Genomic DNA, 17,780 nt, shown 5'->3' with positions numbered 1-17,780 from the left:
TCCTTGATTTCGCTGCGGGGAGCACCCGATGCCCTGTGCACGAGGGCACGCTCGTTGTGCATCGCTGATCAACGACCGCTCCGTATAACGCTCACGCCGATGGGATGCCTTGCGCAGCGAAATAAAGGAGGAGGGGCGCAGCCCCGGGGGACATTCGCGGAGCAAGGTACCCCATCGGCGTGAGCGCCCCCCGAAACAAGGCGCTCAGTAATGCGGCGGCAGCTCGTCGCGCAAGTTGCGCGCCGCCCCGTCCTGCCCCGCATTCTGGCTCTGCTGCTTGAGCTGCGCGACCTGCAGGATCAGGCTGTCGATCTGCTGCTGTTGGCGGTAGATCGTCATGTTGAGCTGCTCCAAGAGGTCTTCGGCATAGCTCGACTTGATCTCGAGTTCGGTCAGGCGCTCTGCGAGTTCGTTCGGTGGATAGTCCATGCCGCTATTGGACAGGAAGATCCACCGTTTTTTTGTGGCGCCGCGCTCCACGCCTGACCCCGCCGTTCAACAGGCCGAGGACTCCAAAGCCACCGCCCCAGCCCCGGCGTGCGTCTCGCCCCGCAGGAACGCGAACACCACCATCGCCGTCAGCACCGTGACACCGGCCAGCACGCACAGCAGCGTGCCGAAGGCCGCGCCGTAGGCCTGCAACAGCGCCGCGCGGTCCACGCCCGGCAACAGCGCGAGGGCCTGCGACCAGTCGCCCGTCGTCATCCGCTGTGCCGCCTGCGATGTCGCGGCGGGATGCGCCGGCAGGCGGCCGAGCTGCCATGCGACCAGTGCCGTGAGCCCGGCGCCCACCAGCGCGAGTGCAATCCCCTCGCCCGCCACCCGCACGGTGTTGAAGATGCCCGACGCCATGCCCGCGCGCTCGCGCGGCACCACGCTCACCGCGAGCCCGTCCATCAGGCCCCAGGGCAGTCCGATGCCCGCGCCGATCAGCAGCAGCGGCCACACGATGGCGTGCAGCGGCGTGCCCGGCGCGCAGCGGCTGAGCCAGAACAGCCCCGCCGCGCACACCAGCAGGCCCGCGGCCGAGATCGCGCCGGCCGAGAACCGGTGCGCGAGCGAGGCCGCGAGCGTCGGCACCACGAGGATCGGCCCCGAGAGCGCGAACATGAAGCTGCCCGCCTCGAGCGCGCTGCGCCCCTCCAGCCCGATGAAGCGGATCGGCAGCAGCACCAGCAGCACCACGAAGCCATAGGCCGGCGCTGCGGCCAGCAACTGCACGCCCACGAAGCGCGGAAAGCGCAACAGCGACAGGTCGAGCATCGGATGCGCCACGCGCCGCTCGATGGCAATGAAGGCCGCGCCCATCAGCACGGCGCCTGCCAGCGCGGCGATCACCCACGGGCTGCCCCAGCCGCTGTCGGGCGCCTGCAGCACGCCGAGCGTCAGCAGGCTCAGCGCACCGGTGAACGTGACCGTGCCCGGCATGTCCAGCCCCATCGCGTCCGGATTGCGCGACTCGTGCATGCCCGGCGCCGCGATGCCCAGCGCGATGAGGCTGATCGCGCCGGGGCTCAGCATCACCGAGCGCCAGCCGAAGGATTCGGCGAGCCAGCCCGAGAGGATGGCGCCACACGACAGCCCCACGCCGAACGAAGTGCCAATCAGGCTGAACGCCCGCGTGCGCGCCGCACCGTCGAACACCTGCGCCAGTGCCGCCGTGCCCGCCGCGAAGGCCGCGGCCGACCCCAGCCCCTGCAACGCACGTGCAAGATCGAAAACAGCGATGCCGGGCGCGAGCATCAGCAGCGAACTGCTGAGCGCCACCACCGCCAGCCCCAGCAGAAAGACCCGCTTGCGCCCATAGGTGTCGGCCAGCGCGCCCGCCGCCATCAGCGTGGCGCCGAAGCTCAGCATGAAGGCGTTGGTCACCCAGTTGAGCTGCACCGGGCTGCCGCCCAGCGCATCGCGGATCGCGGGCAGCACCACCGCCGGGCCGGTGAAGCTCAGCGGCATGCCGAGCGCCGCGAGGCACACGGCGGCCAGCAGCCAGTTCTTGTGGAAAGACGAAGACATCGAAGGCTTTCACGCAAAGGGAGAACGAAGGCACAGAAGATAGAAAGGAATCAATGGAATGAGAATGGCGCCTTTGATCCTCACACTCCCAACCTAGGGTTGCCAATCCATGGACAGTTTCAGCGGACTCGAATCCTTCGTGCGGGCGGCCGACCTGCTGAGCTTTGCCAAGGCCGGCCGGCTGCTGGGCATCTCGGCCTCGGCCGTGGGCAAGAACGTTGCGCGGCTCGAACAGCAGCTCGGCCTGCGGCTTTTCCACCGCACCACGCGGCATGTGCGGCTGACCGAAGAAGGCGCGATGTTCCACGAGCGCTGCCGCCGCATCCTCGACGAGCTCGACGATGCGCGCGCGATGATGCAGGACGCCGCGGCGGCCCCGCGCGGCCGCCTGCGCGTGAGCCTGCCGACCATCGGCTACCGCTTCCTCCTGCCGATGCTGCCGGCCTTCAAGGCGCGCTATCCGGAGATCGAACTCGATCTCGACTTCAACGACCGGCTGGTCGACGTGATCGCCGAAGGCGTGGACGTGGCGATCCGCAGCGGCGAGCTGGACGATTCGCAATTCGTGGCGCGCCGGCTCGGTCCGTTCTGCTTCGTGCTCGTCGCATCTCCGGACTACCTGGCGCGCCACGGCGTGCCGCAGGTGCCGGCCGATCTCGCGCAGCACAGCTGCCTGCGCTACAAGTTCGTGACCGGCGGCAGGATCGAGGACTGGGACCTGCCGGGCCTGCCCGCGCAGCTGCCGCCCGGCCTCTTGTGCAATAACATGGAAGCCATGCTCGGCGCGGCAGTGGCCGGACTCGGCGTGGCCTACATGCCCGACTTTCTCGCGCGCGATTCGCTCTGCCGCGGCGAACTGCGGCGCGTGCTCGAAACGCACCTGGTGCGCCAGGGGCAGTTCTCGGCGCTGTGGCCGTCGAGCCGGCAGCTGTCGCCGAAGGTGCGGGCCTTCGTGGACTTCGCGAGCGAGCACATGTTCAGGGAAGACTTGCCGCCGGTTCGCTGACCTCGCGCGATGGCACCTCGACGCGCGCCGTGCTCTCCTTTGGCTGCGGCTTCGCGGCCTCGCCCGCCAGCCGGCTCAGCGCAAGCGCCGCCTGCAGCGGATAGAGCGTGCGCGCGTCGCCCTCGGCCTTGTTGCTCACGGTGGTGCCGGCCGCTTCGCTCGCGCTGGCCGTGCGCACCGCGTCGGGCCGGTGCACGGGCACCATGAAGGGCGAGTGCGTGGTGTAGATGATCTGGTTGCCGAAATCCTGCTCGAAGTGCGCGAGCAGGTCGGCCTGCGAGCGCGCATGCAGGTGCAGGCCGGGCTCGTCCAGCAGCAGGACGGCATCGCCGGCACCCTTCGTATCCGCGAAGAAGGTGACGTAGAAAGAGAAAAACCACTGGAAGCCCCGGCTGCGCTCGTCGAGGTTCACTTCCACGTCGTAGGCGCGGCTCGGGTCGGACACCAGCGTGTCCATGTACGGCCCGTCCAGATTGAAGCGCACCTTGAGCTCACGGTCCTTCCAGAGCCGGCGGATCTCGGCGGTGACGACGGAGCCGGCGCGGTTGGCGAGCTGGTTGCGCGTGGCCTGGTCGTTCTTCTCCAGCAGGTCCTGCAGCTGCTGCGGATCGAGCCCCGCGGCCTTGCAGAGCCTCTCGAAGCTGCGCTGCGCGGGCGCGGCCTGCCCCCAGCCCTTGCGTGCGAGGTGCTCGGCAATGTTCTGCCGGCCGGGCAGCGCCGGGTACTCGTCCACGTAGATGAACCGGGGCAGCTTGTCGAGCACCCACTGCTTTGCCTTCGCGAGCGCCGGCGTGTCGTTGGCGATGGCGCGGGCCACGTCCTCGAGCTCGGCCAGCATCTGCTCCTGCTTGTCGCTGAGCTCGGCGCCTGCGGCAGCCAGTGCCTTGCGCAGCGATTGCAGTGCCGCCACCGCACATGCAGACCACCGGATGTAGTCGGGGCTCAGGATCATCGCGGCGTCGAAGGCGTCGGCCGCCTGCTCCAGCGTCGCGCGCACCTCCTCGGCGAGCTTCTCGGCCGCGGCCTTCACCGCGGGCACGATCTTGCGCACCTTGCCCTTGATGTCGGACACGTCGAGCGAGAGGTCGCCGAGTCCTTCGAGGCCGCTCCAGCGCGCCGTGCCGTAGCCCCGGCCCGCGGTGACGTGGCGCACGTTGGCCGCGCGCGGAAGCATCTGCGCCAGTTCGGCTCGTTCGCTGTCTTCGAGGGCCCAGCGCGTCGCGACGACCGGCGTGTCGCCCTGGCATTCCTCGAGGCGGCGATGCCGCGGAAAGTCCTTGATCGGACTGAGTTCGGCCACGCCCTCGGCCGGGTTCAGGCTGTGCAGCGCGCGCAGCAGGTTCGACTTGCCGCTGTCGTTTCGGCCGAGGATCGCCGTGATCTGCGAGGTGTCGATGGAGCCGCTGTCGTTGATCGAGCGAAAGTTGGTGATCTGGAATGACGCCAAGCGCATGGAAGGGGGTTCTCTTCGTATGAATGAATGCAGGGCCGGGGAATGTATTGCATTCCCCGGCCCCGCCCGCCCCTCGCGGAAAGAAAAATCTATTCCGCCGCGCGCCGCAGCGTGTCGACCACGGGCCTGCGCAGCACGTCGCGCAGGCCCCACCAGCCCGCCGCCAGCGCGAGCACGGCGCCCGCGAGCGCGCCCGCGATCGGCACGATGGGCGACGCCGTCCAGGTGAAGTCGAACACATAGCGCGCCAGGCCCCAGCCGATGGCCGACGCCACGATGCTCGCGAGGAAGCCCGCCAGCAGGCCCACGCCCGCCAGCTCGGCGCGCTGCACCTGGCGCAGCAGGCTGGCCCGCGCGCCCACCGCGCGCATCACGGCGAACTCGCGCGCGCGCTCCTCGCGCGTGGCCGTGACCGCAGCGAACAGCACCACCAGCCCCGCCGCAAGCGTGAAGCCGAACAGGAACTCGACCGCACGGATCACCTGGTCGAGCACGCGCTGCACCTGGTTGATGGTGGCGCTCATGTCGACGTTGGTCACGTTGGGGTAGCTGCGCACCAGCGCGTTGTCGAAGCCGCGGGTCTCGGGCGCGCGGAAGGCGCCCATGTAGGTCACGGGCACGTCGGGCAGCGCGGCCACGGTGTACATCACGAAGAAGTTCGCATGCATCGAGCCCCAGTCGACCTTGCGCAGCGAGGTGATGCGCGCATCGTTCTGCATGCCGCCGATGTCGAAGCGCAGCACGTCGCCGAGCTTGAGGCCGAGCGTCTCGGCCAGGCCTTCCTCGACGCTCACTTCGCCGGGCGCATCGGGCTTCCATGCGCCGGCCATGATGCTGTTGTGCGGCGGCGCCTCCACGCTGTTGCTGAGGTTGAACTCGCGGTCGACCAGGCGCTTGGCGCGGTCTTCCAGGTAGTCGTCGGGCGACACCGGCTTGTCGTTGACGGCCACCAGGCGGCCGCGGATCATCGGGTACCAGTCGAACTTCTTCACGCCGGCATCGCGCAGCGACTTCTGGAACGCCGTGCTCTGGTCGGGCATGACGTTGATCACGAAGCGGTTCGGCGCATCGGGCGGCGTGGCCTTGCGCCAGCTCGCGACCAGGTCGGTGCGCAGCAGCACCAGCAGCACCAGCGCAAGCAGGCCCACGGCCAGCGCGCTGACCTGCACCACCGCGTAGGCCGGCCGCGCGGAGATCTGGCGCGTGGCCAGCACCAGCCAGCGCGGCGCGGTGGTCTCATTGACGCTGCGGCGCAGCACCTTCACCGCGAGCCAGCTCAGCAGTGCGAACACGGCCACCGCGCCCGCGAAGCCGCCGACGGCGATCAGGCCCAGCTTCAGGTCGCTGCTGGCCGCGATCAGCAGGGCCGCAAAGCCGGCCACGCCAATGCCCAGCACCGCGAGCGACGCGGGCTTGAGCCCGCCGACGTCGCGCCGGATCACGCGCAGCGGCGGCACCCTGGCCAGCTGCAGCACCGGCGGCAGGCCAAAGGCGAACAGCAGCGTGAGCCCCATGCCCAGGCCGAAGGCCACAGGCCACAAGGTGGCCGCGGGCAGCGCCGCTTCCACCAGCCCCGCGAGCAGCACCACGAACACGTAGTGCACGCCAAAGCCGATCGCCACGCCGAGGCTGCTGGCCACGATGCCGACGACGGCAAACTCGAACGAATAGGCCAGCGCGATGGTGCGCTGGCTCTGGCCCAGCACGCGCAGCATGGCGCAGTCGTCCAGGTGGCTGGCCGCGAAGCCGCGCGCGGCCAGCGCCACCGCCACGGCCGACAGCAGCGCCGCGAGCAGCGCGACCAGGCTCAGGAATTTCTCGGCGCGGTCCAGCGTCTGGCGCATCTCGGGGCGGCCGCCTTCGAAGGAGTCGAGCCGCACGCCGCGCAGCTCGCCCTTCTTGATGGTGGCCTCGGCCCAGTCGGAAAAGCGCTTGACGGCCGCGTTCTCGCCCGCCACGGCATAGCGGTAGCCGACGCGGCTCGCAGGCTGCACGAGGCCGGTGCGCGGCACGTCGGCCTGGTTGATCATCACGCGCGGCGCAAAGCTCATGAAGCCCGCTCCGCGGTCGGGCTCCAGCGTGATCACGCGGCCGATGCGCAAGCTGCTGTCGCCAAGAAGAAGCGCGTCCCCCACCTTGAGCGCGAGCGAATCGAGCAGCGAGGCATCGACCCAGACCTCGCCCGCCGGCGGAATGTCGCGCGTGATGCTGCCGGGCGCATCGGGGGCGCTTGCGGTCTGCAGGTTGCCGCGCAGCGGATAGCCCGCGGTCACGGCCTTCAGGGCCACCAGCTTGCTCGCGCCGCCCTGGGCGTCGTCGGCTCGCGCCATGGTCGGGAAGCCGTAGGTGCCGGAGCCCTCGAGCCCGAATGCGCGGGCCTGCGCGATGAAGGTCGCAGGCGTGGGGTTGTCGCTCACGACCACCGCGTCGCCGCCGAGCAGCTGTCGCGCATCGCGCTGCAGGCCCCCCTTCAGCCGGTCGGCAAAGAAGCCGACCGCCGTGAGCGCGGCCACGGCCAGCACGACGGCAACGATCAAGAGGCGCAGTTCGCCGGCGCGCAGGTCGCGCCACAAGGTGCGCCAGCCAAGGCGGAAGGAGGCATTCATGGGCGAGACGATAGCCGACGTGCGTGCGGCCGGGGCCTTTCAGGGGCTTACCGCGAGTAGGGTGAAGGCCTCAGGCCGGACTGCGGCGCGCGAGTTCCGGCTGCAGCACCAGCCGGTCGATGCCCGCGTAGCAGACGAAGTGCCGGTTGGTCGCGCGGCCGATGGCGCATAGGCCCACGCGCGTGGCCACCTCGTGGCCCATCTGCGTGATGCCGCTGCGCGAGACCACGATGGGCACGCCCATCTGCGCCGACTTGATCACCATCTCGCTCGTGAGCCGGCCGGTGGTGTAGAAGACGCGGTCGCCGGCCAGCGCGCCCGGCGGCTGCATGGCGCACCAGCCCGCGATGGTGTCGATGGCGTTGTGGCGGCCCACGTCTTCCACGAAGCAGTGCATCGTGGCCTCGGTGCCGCCGGGCTCCAGCGTGAACAGCGCGCAGCCGTGCACCGAACCGGCCGACTTGTAGGTGCTCTCCTGGAGCCGGATCGCGTTGACCAGCGCATAGAGCTGGGCCTGCGTCATGCGCGTGGGCGGCAGCTGGAGCTTGTCGATGTCGGCCATCAGGTCGCCGAACACGCTGCCCTGGCCGCAGCCGGTGGTCACCACCTTCTTGGCGGTGCGCTCCTCGATGCGGTCGATGCCCGCGTGCGTCCTGACGGCGGCGGCGCCGACCTCCCAGTCGACCGTGACCGACTCGACGTCACTGGCCGATTCGATCAGGCGCTGGTTCAGCAGATAGCCCAGCACCAGCAGTTCGGGCTGGGCGCCGAGCGTCATCAGCGTGACGAGTTCGCGCCGGTCCACGTACACCGTGAGGTCGCGCTCGGCGGGAATGGAGACGGTGCCGCGCGCGCCATGCTCGTCGACGACCTCGACCTCGCGCGTCAGCGCGGCGCGGGCCTGGGTGAGACGCGGGAGCGGCAACGACAACGGCGTCGTCACTGCGCCTTCGGCGTGGGATTGGTGGTGGCGGCAGGCTGCACGGTGCTCGGCGGCGATGCAGCCGTGGTGGCCGGCGAATGCGCGCCCGAAGCCTCGATGGGCTTGGCTTCCGCCGGCGGCGTGAAGGCGAAGGGGCCGGGGTCGGCGCAGGGCGGCGTGGCAGGCGCCGCGGGCACCGGCTTGCCGGCCGCGGTGGCGCTGGCGCGGTACTTGGCCGCGACGCGGTCCTGCGCCTGGCAGAGCTTGAAGGCATCGACCTTGCCGCTCCAGGCGGTCTTGGCCGCGGCTTCGGCGGCCTTGGCCTTGGCTTCGGGGGTGGCGGGCGGCGGCGGCAGCTTGGCCCATGCAACGGGCGCGGCCAGCGCGAGCACCAGCAGCGATGCGCAAGAGAGATTCAACGGCAGCTTCATGAGGGTGTTCCTTCAACGGGTCTCACGGGCCGCGCGGCCGGTGCTGCGGCCGAGCCGGCCGGCGGCGTGCGCTGCGCCGGGATCTTGCCCGCGGCGATGTCGTCGTACCAGAGTTCGTGGTGTTCCCTGGCCCAGGTCTCGTCGACATAGCCGGTGCGCATGGCCTTGTAGGCGCCTGTCATGCCGAGCGTGCCGATGTAGATGTGGCCCATGATCATCGCGATCATCAACAGGGTTGCGATGCCGTGGACCATGTGCGCCACCTGCATCTCGCCGCGCGTGTAGACGAAGCCCGGCAGCAGCTTGTCCAGGAAAAGCCCCGAGCCGATGACGAAGAGGCCGAGGAACAGCACGCCGCCCCAGAAGACCAGCTTCTCGCCCGCGTTGAAGCGGTGCGACGGCACTTCCTTGCCGCCGAACAGGCCGCCGAAGCGCGCGAGCCATTGGAGGTCGCTGGCACGCGGGAGGTTGTCGCGGATGAAGGTGAACACCATGAACACCGTCGTCACCACGAACAGCGGCCCGACGAAGTTATGGACGTTCTTGAGCGCGTAGGCAATCCAGCCGAAGAGCGTGGCCCCCATCCACGGCATCAGGAAGAACTTGCCGAAGGCCATCACGATGCCGGAGAGCGCGAGCGTGACGAACGCGATGGCGTTCGACCAGTGCGTGGCGCGCTCGAACGGGGTGAAGCGCTCGATCTTGCGGCCGGTCTCCTGGCCGTGCAGTCGAATGGGGCCGCGCGTGAAATAGAAGATGGCCAGTGCCAGCAGCACGACGAACAGCAGCGCCGCACCGTAGGGAATGATCCAGTCGTTGCGCACCTGGCGCCAGGCTTCGCCGGCATTGGTGAGGCGCGAACCGGGGTACTGCACGAAAGGCTGGATCAGGTTGCCGGCCTCGGGCGCCTGGCTTTTCGGCAGGCTGCTGTAGCCGGTCACGCCCTGCCCCACCTGGCGCCACATCGGCGCGTTGTTGCCGGGCTGCACCTTCATGCGCTCGCCATTGGTCTGGTTCGCGTAGTTGGGGTCGGCGCTGGCTTCGGGCTTGACCTCGAAGATGTTCTGGCCGCGGATGCCACCCGCGGCGGGTTCCGGCGCGGCGGTTGCGGACGTCGTTCCAGGGGCGGCCGGCGGCTGCGCCTGCGCGAAGGCCGTACCCAGCGCGGCAAGAAGAACGAGAGCGGTCAGCGCTTGCTTCATGGGCTCTCCGTTCAGTTCTCTTTGTTGTATTCGTTCTGCCCGTTCTGCGCGCGGGTCTTGAGCTGCTGCTGCCAGGCGGTCTTGTCGCCGACCTTCCAGCCGGGCGCTGTGAACACCGTGCCGGCGTTCTCCTGGGTACCCGTGCCGCTCCAGGGCACGGCGTCGTGCTTGACGCCCTGTGCGTTGGTCTGCGGCTTCTCGCCGCAGGCCGCGAGGCAACTTGCGGCCAGCGCAGCGCCCGCGAAGACGAGGCCCGGCCGCCTCATTTGCGCACTCCGCCGGCCGGCGGGGTACCGGCCTGCTGCGAGCCGTAGGCGGTGCCCCAGCCCCAGACTTCGGCGCCCTTGCCGCGCTGGACCACGCGGGTGCGGAAGATGTCGGCCACCACGTCGCCGTCGCCGGCCAGAAGCGCCTTCGTCGAGCACATCTCGGCGCAGGCCGGAAGCTTGCCTTCGGCGAGCCGGTTGCGGCCGTACTTCTCGAACTCGGCTTCGGAGCCGTTGGCCTCGGGGCCGCCGGCGCAGAAGGTGCACTTGTCCATCTTGCCGCGCACGCCGAAGGTTCCCTGCGACGGGAACTGCGGCGCGCCGAACGGGCAGGCGTACGAACAGTAGCCGCAGCCGATGCAGACGTCCTTGTCGTGCAGCACCACGCCTTCTTCGGTACGGTAGAAGCACTGCACCGGGCACACGGCCATGCAGGGCGCGTCGGAGCAGTGCATGCAGGCCACCGAGATCGACTTCTCGCCCGGCACCCCGTCGTTGAGCGTGACCACGCGGCGGCGGTTCACGCCCCAGGGCACCTCGTTCTCGTTCTTGCAGGCCGTGACGCAGCCGTTGCACTCGATGCAACGCTCGGCGTCACAGACAAATTTCATTCGTGCCATTGCTTTACCTTATGCCTTTTCCACGTTGCAGACCGTGGTCTTGGTCTCTTGCATCATGGTCACGCTGTCGTAACCGTAGGTCGTGCCGGTGTTGATGGCCTCGCCGCGCACCACGGGGGCGGCACCTGCAGGGTAGTAGCCGAGCATGTCGGCGCCCTGCCAATGGCCCGAGAAGTGGAACGGCATGAAGACCGTGTCCGGGCCCACGCGCTCGGTCACCAGGGCCTGCACGTTGAGCTTGGCGCCGGTGGGCGTGTGCACCCAGGCGCGCTCGCCGTTGCGGATGCCCTTCTCGGCCGCGACCTTGGGATTGATCTCGATGAACATCTCCTGCTGCAGCTCGGCGAGCCAGGGATTCGAGCGGGTTTCCTCGCCGCCGCCCTCGTATTCGACGAGGCGGCCCGATGTCATCACGTACGGGAACTTCTCGGCCACCTTGTCGGCGATGTTCTTCTGCTGCACGCTCTTGTAGAGCGTGGGCAGGCGCCAGAACGCCATCTTGTCGTCGTGCGTCGGGTACTTGGCCATGAGGTCGGGCCGGTTGCCGTAGAGCGGCTCGCGGTGCTGCGGGATCGCGTCGGGAAAGTTCCAGACCACCGCGCGCGCCTTGGCATTGCCGAAGGGATGGCAGCCGTGGTTCTTCATGAACACGCGGATCATGCCGCCCGAGCTGTCGGTCTTCCAGTTCTTGCCTTCGGCCTTCGGCTTCTCGGCCTCGGTGAGCTCGTCCCACCAGCCCAGCTTCTTGAGCAGCACGTGGTCGAGTTCGGGGTAGCCGGTGGTGATGTCGGCGCCCAGCGAGTGCGAGCCGTCCTCGGCCAGCAGGTTCTTGCCGTCGCGCTCCACGCCGAAGTTCGCGCGGAAATTGCCGCCGCCCTCCATCACGTGCTTGGAGGTGTCGTAGAGGTTGGGCGAGCCCGGGTGCTTGAGCTCGGGCGTACCGTAGCAAGGCCACGGCAGGCCGAAGTAGTCGCCCGTGAGGTCGTAGCCGTTGACCTTGTCCTTCACGCCGGCCTTCACCTTGAGCGTGCGCACGTCGAAAGCGCCCATGTTGCGCATGTGCGCCTGCAGCCGCTCCGGGCTCTGGCCGGTGTAGCCCACGGCCCAGCAGGTCTTGTTGATCTCGCGCAGGATGTCGTCGGGCACGGGCTCGTCCATGCCCTTGACCTTCTGCATCTTGAAGTTCTTGCTCAGTTCCTTGCCGAAGCCCAGGCGGTCGGCGAACTGCTGCATGATCATGTGGTCGCTGCGGCTTTCCCACAGTGGCTCGATCACCTTCTCGCGCCACTGGATCGAACGGTTCGATGCGGTGACCGAGCCGCTGGTCTCGAACTGCGTGCATGCGGGCAGCAGGTAGACGGCGCGGTTCTTGTTGAGGTCGTCGGGGTTGCCGGGCATCGCCGCCATGGCCGCGGTGGCCGAAGGATAGGGGTCGACCACCACCAGCAGGTCGAGCTTGTCCATGGCGCGCTTCATCTCGAGGCCGCGCGTCTGCGAGTTGGGCGCATGGCCCCAATAGAACACGCCGCGCAGGTTCGAGTCCTGGTCGATCAGCTCGTTCTTCTCGAGCACGCCGTCGATCCAGCGCGACACGGTGATGCCGGGCTTGCTCATCATCGCGGGCGATGCGAAGCGGCCCTTGATCCATTCGTAGTCGACGCCCCAGGTGGCGGCAAAGTGCTTCCACGAGCCTTCGACCAGGCCGTAGTAGCCGGGCAGCGAATCGGGGTTCGGGCCCACGTCGGTGGCGCCCTGCACGTTGTCGTGGCCGCGGAAGATGTTGGTGCCGCCGCCCGACTTGCCCACGTTGCCGAGCGCAAGCTGCAGGATGCACGAGGCCCGCACGATCGCGTTGCCGATGGTGTGCTGCGTCTGGCCCATGCACCACACGACGGTGCCGGGACGGTTCTCGTTGAGCCAGGTCGCCACCTTGAGCACCTGGGCCTCCTTCACGCCGCAGGCCTCCTCGACCTTGTCGGGCGTCCACTTGGCCAGCACTTCCTCGCGCACCTTGTCCATGCCGAAGACGCGGTCGTTGATGTACTGCTTGTCTTCCCAGCCGTTCTTGAAGATGTGGTGCAGGATGCCGAACAGGAAGGCGATGTCGGAGCCCGAGCGGATGCGCACGTACTCGTCGGCCTTGGCCGCGGTGCGCGTGAAGCGCGGATCGACCACGATCATCTTGCAGCCATGCTCCTTGGCATGGAGCATGTGCAGCATGCTGACCGGATGCGCCTCGGCGGCGTTGGAGCCGATGTACATCGCCACCTTGGCGCCGCGCATGTCGTTGTACGAATTGGTCATGGCGCCGTAGCCCCATGTGTTCGCGACGCCCGCGACCGTGGTCGAGTGGCAGATGCGCGCCTGGTGGTCGCAGTTGTTGCTGCCCCAGAAGCTCACGAACTTGCGCAGCAGGTAGGACTGCTCGTTGCTGTGCTTGGACGAACCGATCCAATAGACCGAATCGGGTCCGCTGGCCTGGCGCAGTTCCTTCAGCTTGGCGGTGATCTCGTCGAGCGCGGTGTCCCAGCTGATGCGTTCGTACTTGCCGTTGACCAGCTTCATCGGATAGCGCAGCCGGTATTCGCCATGGCCGTGCTCGCGCAGTGCGGCACCCTTGGCGCAATGCGCACCAAGGTTGATCGGCGAATCGAACACCGGCTCCTGGCGCACCCAGACGCCGTTCTCGACCACCGCATCGGAGGCGCAGCCGACCGAGCAGTGGGAGCACACGGTGCGCTTGATCTCGACCTTGCCGGCGCCGATCGCGGCGGGCCGCGCATCGCCGGCCGCCTCGGCCTTGCGCATCAGCGTGAGCTGGCCCGCGGCCAGGCCCACGCCCACGCCAAGCCCGGAGCGCCGCAGGAACGCGCGCCGGTCCATGGTGGGCAGCGCGCCGGAAAGGCCGCGCCGCAGGCTGTGAATGAAAGGGGAGGACGACTCGCGCTCCCCTTGCCGCGAGACACCGTTCGCGGGGGCTGTTTTCTTGGTCAGCAACATCTTGGATCTTCCGCTTCAGGCCGAAGCGGTCTTGTAATAGCGCTTGACGTGTTCGCTCAGCGAATAGCCGCCGCCTTTTTCAGGCGCGGGCTTCGCCGCGGGCGCTGCGGCTTCGACGGCCGCCGCGGGGGTGTCGACCATCTTCGGAAGCACCGAAACCGCGGCAACCGCGGCACCGGCGCCGGCGGCACCTAGAAAGAAACCTCGACGCGAGGCCGGCTGGGTGCCGGCCGCTTGGCTGTCCTGCATGTGATCTCCAGGAGTGGCTGGGGGACAAACCAGATATGAACCGATTTGCATACATCTGGATACTAGTCGAGACCCTTATTCCCGACCATCAAGCTCTTCCTTTGAACGATCAACCGAGCATGTCGAAGCCCTGGACTTCGACCTCGGCGAAGGCCCGGGTGAAGCCGGCCAGCGACGCATAGAAATGCGCCTTCGGATGTTGGGCCACCGCATCGCACAGCGTCGGCAGCCACGACTGCAGGTGGGTGGCAAAAAAAGCCTGCTGCTGCGCGAGGTTGGCCACCGCCGCGTCGTCGCCGGCAATAAGGTAGCGCATCACCTCGAACAGGCAGGCAACATGGTCTTCGCTTTCGGACACGGCCTCGCCGCGCGCGAGCCCGAGCCGTGCCAGGTCGGTGCGCAGCTGCGCCAGCGGCTTGTCGTTGAGAAAGCCGCTCAGGTAGTGCGAGCCGAACAGGTAGATCTCGGGCTTGCCCATGCCGCCGAAGAGCGCGTCGTACTCGGCATGCACCGCGGCCGCGTCGGTGCCGCGCGCCGCGCCGACCAGCTGCCGCCAGGGCTCCTCGAGGAAGGCGCCGGCCGCGGGCGCCTCGGTGGGCGCCACGCCGAAGGCGCCGAGCAGCTCGGCGTCGGGCGCCGCATACCAGAGGCGCGCGAGCAGGCCGTAGACCTCGGCCCGCGCGATCTCCTCGTCGAGCGCCGAGGTCATGGGAGGAAATTCGCTCATAGCTGCGTGATCTTCATTTCGTTTTGCGCGCTGTACAGGTCGATCACCCGGCAGTCGCTGCACATCTTGAGCCGCTCGAGCGCCTCGCCCTGGAACATGGCGTGGCCCGCGAGCCTGCCGAGCATCGCCTCGATGGCCTTCTGCGTGCCGAAGGGCTTGCCGCAGCGGATGCAGGCCCAGGGCTTGGCCTCGTTGAGCACCACGGGCTGCTTGCGCTCGGGGGCGGCGAGCAGGCGCGGCACGAGCGCAATCGCGTTCTCGGGGCAGGTGGTTGCGCACAGCCCGCACTGCACGCAGTTCTTCTCGATGAAGCGCAGCTGCGGCGCATTCTGGTTGTCCTGCAGCGCGCTCGCGGGGCAGGCGCTCACGCAGGCCAGGCACAGCGTGCAGCTGTCCCTGTTGACCGTGACCGCGCCAAAGGGGGAGCCGGCGGGCAGTGCGATTTCAAGCGCTGCAGCGGCATCGGCAGGCGGCGCCGAAAGCGCCGGCGCCTGTGCCATCAGGTGGTCGAGCGTCATCTCGAGCGTGCCGCGCTTCTCGGCGCCCACGGCAAAGCGCGCGGCAGCGGCGGGCACGCGCTGGCGCGTGGCGCGCAGGCCCGCCAGGGCCGCATCGAGTGCCGCCGGCGTGCCGGCCTCGACCAGGTGGAAGTGGGTGCCGGAGTAGCCCAGGCCCGTCAGCAGCGCCTGCGCGACGGCCATCTGCTTCTTCAGCGCTTCGAGGTATTGCGGCGCCTCCTCGCCGATGGCGAGCACCGCCACCTGCGAGGCGCCGAAGGCGATGGCGCTGAGCCACAGGTCGATGCCGGTGCTCGCAACATGCATGAGCGCCACCGGCAGCACGTGCGCGGGCACGCCGGCGAGGCCGTCGCGCTTGCCGCGCCCCAGCTGGGCCGCGCGGCCGAGCTGTTCGATGAGCGCCTGCCCGCCCTCTTCGCTGTGCAGCAGCACCGTGGCGTCGCGGCCGCCGGCCCCTAGATAGGTGGCGAGCAGCGTGCGCAGCTTGCGGCCCTGGTCGGGCGTGCGCGGGTAGGTGTAGCCCAGCGCACCGGTCGGGCACACGGTAGTGCAGGCGCCGCAGCCCACGCAGAGCTGCGGATTGACGACGATGCGCTGGCGCTCCTTGTCGCTCGAGATGGCATGCGCCGAGCAGACCTCGACGCAGGCGTTGCAGCCCACCACTTCGTTGCGGCTGTGGGCGCAGAGCTTCTGCTTGTAGTCGAAGAATTTCGGCTTCTCGAATTCACCCACCAGCTCGCGCAGGCGCAGCACGGTCGACAGACCTTCGGCATGCGCCAGCCCGCCGGCCAGGTGGAAATAGCCCTGCGGCGGCGCATGCCAGTCGATCAGCGCGCGCGCGCCCAGGTCGAGCACCAGGTCGAACTCGGCATCGAGCGCCTCGGACGCGCGGCCGAAGTGGATGGCGCCGGCTACGCTGCAGGCTTTTTCGCAGTCGCGGTGCGAGGTGCACTTCGCCATGTCGATCTGGTAGTCGAGCCCGATCGCCTGCTCGGGGCAGGCGCCGAGGCACGCATTGCAGCGCGTGCACAGGTCGAGGTCGATGGGGTTGTCGCGCGTCCAGCGCAGCGAGAAGGCGCCGAGCCAGCCCGTGAGCGATGCGATGCGCCCCGCCATCACGGGCCAGCGGCGTTCCTGCGCGCCGCCGGCGGTGCCGGGGCCGGTGGAGAAGATGGAGACCTGCAGCGAATCGGCCACCAGCGCGGCGGCCTTCTCGGCCGCATCGAGCGGGCCGACGATCAAGAGCCGGCCCTGGCTCGCGTAGCTCACGGTCGCAACCGGATCGGGCTCGGGCAGGCGGGCCACGGCCAGCAGCGCGGCGATCTTGGGGCTCGCGCTCTTGGCGTCGCGGCTCCAGCCGCCGGTTTCGCGGATGTTCACGAAGCGGATCGGCGAGGTCGCGCCCTCGGTCTGTTCGGCCAGCTCGGTGAAGAGCCGGCGCTCCTGCATGCAGGCCACCACCACGTCGTCGCCCGAGCGGATGGCGCGCTGGAAAGCCGGCGCCTCGCGGCGGCACAGGGTGGAATGAAGGGGCAGCGGCTCAGCCAGCGCCGCGCCGAGCGTCCTCGGCTCGAGCGGCATCGTCTGGTTGCAGTCGCAGATCAGCGTTGTGGTCATCGGTCTTCTGGCTTGCGGGCTGCGCATCTGCAACCTGCTGGCTGGGGAGGAATTCCTCCGGAGGCTGGGACTGTGCCACGTCCGGCGGTGCGGCGCCTTGCGGGGTTTCCGCGGGGACAGCGGGTTCCTGCTGTTGCGCCTCGGACTCTTCCTCGTGCTCGAACAGCCTGAGGAACTTGGCGCTGGCCATCTGGCGCAGCACGCTGTCGGGAATCGGCGTCGATTGGGAGTAGTCGTCGACGTAAGTGTCCATGCCGTCCATCACGTTGAACTGCGGATCGGCAAAGAGCTTTCTGAAAGCAGTGTTTTTCACCTCGGGCGCGACGTTCCTGGCCACGAAGGGCCGGAAGTCGGACTCGGGCGTGAGCGCCTGTGCGTCGGCGAGCGTGGGCGGGGGTATTTCCGCTTGCCCTTCGGCGGGAAGGCCGGCCGCGGGGCTCGCAGCTGCGGTCACAGGCGTTGGGGTTTCGACGCGCGCACCGGCCGCCTCTTCCACCTCTTGCACGGCGGGAGGAGGCGAGAGCTCTTCGCGCGCTTCCTTCTTGCGGCGCGACCAGCGGTCGAAGAAATTCTCAGACATCGCCCGCTCCGCGCCCGCGCTTCTTCTCGGTCGACACGCTGGCCGCGTTGCCGAAGCGGTCGACCAGCGGACGGAAGCTCTCGGGACGCTTGCGGCGCTTGGGCTCGATCACGTAATGCGCCTGCACGAAGCCGCGCATCCACTCGATCACCTCCTCGGGCGCGGGCACCTGCTCCACCGTTTCCTGCGCGTCGAGCCAGCGGCCGGCCTCGTTGTAGCTGAGGCTCACCACCACCGGCCGCGCGATCGGCTCGTCGGCCACCGTGGGCTCTTCCTCCATGCGCCACAGCACGAACCAGCAGGGCGCGGGCGTGGTGGCGTTCAGGTGGTAGCCCTCCACGTCGTCGCGGAACAGCTCGGTCTTGAAGCCGGGGTGCAGCCAGCGCTGCGCGCTCTCGTTCGCCTCGAGCAGGCGCGGCTCGGTGCCGAAGCCGGGCTGGTCGGGGCCGACGCTTTCGAGAATCCAGCGCCAGGACTGCCAGCGGCTCTCGACGCGCTCGCGGCGCATCACGACGGCAACATCGATGGAAGGATTCATGCGGCGATCGTAGCGCCGCCGCATGCCGC

The 17,780-nt window shown here is 68.8% G+C and carries 16 protein-coding genes; 1 reads left to right on the top strand and 15 read right to left on the bottom strand.

Translation table 11 applies throughout. From position 1 onward, the window contains the following. Positions 1–204: 204 nt before the first annotated feature. Positions 205–429: a SlyX family protein gene (locus IB278_RS02695; RefSeq protein WP_145745598.1), complete on the bottom strand. Its 225-nt coding sequence runs from the start codon at positions 427–429 to the stop codon at positions 205–207. Positions 430–495: 66 nt separating this feature from the next. After that, the gene (locus tag IB278_RS02690; protein ID WP_192322543.1) at positions 496–2,016 is read right to left on the bottom strand and encodes an MFS transporter; all 1,521 of its coding nucleotides are present in this window, start codon (positions 2,014–2,016) and stop codon (positions 496–498) included. Positions 2,017–2,125: 109 nt separating this feature from the next. On the opposite strand from IB278_RS02690, the gene IB278_RS02685 reads away from it, so the two are divergent. Continuing rightward, on the top strand, positions 2,126–3,022 hold the full coding sequence (locus tag IB278_RS02685) for a LysR family transcriptional regulator (protein WP_192322542.1): 897 nt from the start codon (positions 2,126–2,128) through the stop codon (positions 3,020–3,022). Here the strand turns inward: IB278_RS02685 and IB278_RS02680 are convergent. The 13 genes from IB278_RS02680 to IB278_RS02620 form a co-directional block, all read right to left on the bottom strand. After that, positions 2,994–4,475 (bottom strand): AAA family ATPase, encoded by a 1,482-nt coding sequence (locus IB278_RS02680; protein ID WP_192322541.1) that lies wholly within the window; start codon positions 4,473–4,475, stop codon positions 2,994–2,996. The two genes, IB278_RS02685 and IB278_RS02680, sit on opposite strands and share 29 nt — an antisense overlap. Before the next feature lie 89 nt (positions 4,476–4,564). Continuing rightward, positions 4,565–7,081, bottom strand: a complete 2,517-nt coding sequence (locus IB278_RS02675; protein ID WP_192322540.1) for an ABC transporter permease — start codon at positions 7,079–7,081, stop codon at positions 4,565–4,567. A gap of 70 nt (positions 7,082–7,151) precedes the next feature. Further along, the gene (locus IB278_RS02670; protein ID WP_192322539.1) at positions 7,152–8,024 is read right to left on the bottom strand and encodes a formate dehydrogenase accessory sulfurtransferase FdhD; all 873 of its coding nucleotides are present in this window, start codon (positions 8,022–8,024) and stop codon (positions 7,152–7,154) included. After that, positions 8,021–8,434, bottom strand: a complete 414-nt coding sequence (locus tag IB278_RS02665) for a hypothetical protein (protein ID WP_192322538.1) — start codon at positions 8,432–8,434, stop codon at positions 8,021–8,023. The genes IB278_RS02670 and IB278_RS02665 overlap by 4 nt, the downstream gene beginning before the upstream one ends. Then, entirely contained in the window at positions 8,431–9,636 is a 1,206-nt protein-coding gene (locus tag IB278_RS02660; protein ID WP_192322537.1) for a formate dehydrogenase subunit gamma, read from the bottom strand. Before IB278_RS02660 ends, IB278_RS02665 begins: the two co-directional genes overlap by 4 nt. 11 nt (positions 9,637–9,647) lie before the next feature. Further along, positions 9,648–9,902: a hypothetical protein gene (locus IB278_RS02655; RefSeq protein ID WP_192322536.1), complete on the bottom strand. Its 255-nt coding sequence runs from the start codon at positions 9,900–9,902 to the stop codon at positions 9,648–9,650. After that, positions 9,899–10,522 (bottom strand): formate dehydrogenase FDH3 subunit beta, encoded by a 624-nt coding sequence (gene fdh3B / locus IB278_RS02650; protein WP_015866837.1) that lies wholly within the window; start codon positions 10,520–10,522, stop codon positions 9,899–9,901. Before fdh3B ends, IB278_RS02655 begins: the two co-directional genes overlap by 4 nt. A 9-nt stretch (positions 10,523–10,531) precedes the next feature. Next, positions 10,532–13,522 (bottom strand): formate dehydrogenase subunit alpha, encoded by a 2,991-nt coding sequence (locus IB278_RS02645; RefSeq protein ID WP_145745616.1) that lies wholly within the window; start codon positions 13,520–13,522, stop codon positions 10,532–10,534. Positions 13,523–13,537: 15 nt separating this feature from the next. Then, on the bottom strand, positions 13,538–13,771 hold the full coding sequence (locus IB278_RS02640; RefSeq protein WP_145745618.1) for a formate dehydrogenase: 234 nt from the start codon (positions 13,769–13,771) through the stop codon (positions 13,538–13,540). Between the two features lie 109 nt (positions 13,772–13,880). After that, on the bottom strand, positions 13,881–14,498 hold the full coding sequence (locus IB278_RS02635) for a molecular chaperone (RefSeq protein WP_145745620.1): 618 nt from the start codon (positions 14,496–14,498) through the stop codon (positions 13,881–13,883). After that, positions 14,495–16,633 (bottom strand): 4Fe-4S dicluster domain-containing protein, encoded by a 2,139-nt coding sequence (locus IB278_RS02630; RefSeq protein WP_225612657.1) that lies wholly within the window; start codon positions 16,631–16,633, stop codon positions 14,495–14,497. Before IB278_RS02630 ends, IB278_RS02635 begins: the two co-directional genes overlap by 4 nt. After that, positions 16,557–17,213, bottom strand: coding sequence for a DUF3306 domain-containing protein (locus IB278_RS02625; RefSeq protein ID WP_192322535.1), 657 nt, complete (start codon positions 17,211–17,213; stop codon positions 16,557–16,559). The genes IB278_RS02630 and IB278_RS02625 overlap by 77 nt, the downstream gene beginning before the upstream one ends. Continuing rightward, a complete protein-coding gene (locus IB278_RS02620; protein ID WP_062365734.1) occupies positions 17,206–17,775 on the bottom strand; it encodes a DUF3305 domain-containing protein in 570 nt (189 codons plus the stop codon). Before IB278_RS02620 ends, IB278_RS02625 begins: the two co-directional genes overlap by 8 nt. Between the last annotated feature and the right edge of the window lie 5 nt (positions 17,776–17,780).

Origin of the sequence: Variovorax sp. VRV01 (assembly GCF_014852545.1) — a bacterium.
GTDB classification, from domain to species: domain Bacteria; phylum Pseudomonadota; class Gammaproteobacteria; order Burkholderiales; family Burkholderiaceae_C; genus Variovorax; species Variovorax beijingensis_A.
The sequence above is the reverse complement of the archived record's forward strand: the minus strand, read 5'-3'. Positions and strand labels throughout refer to the sequence as shown.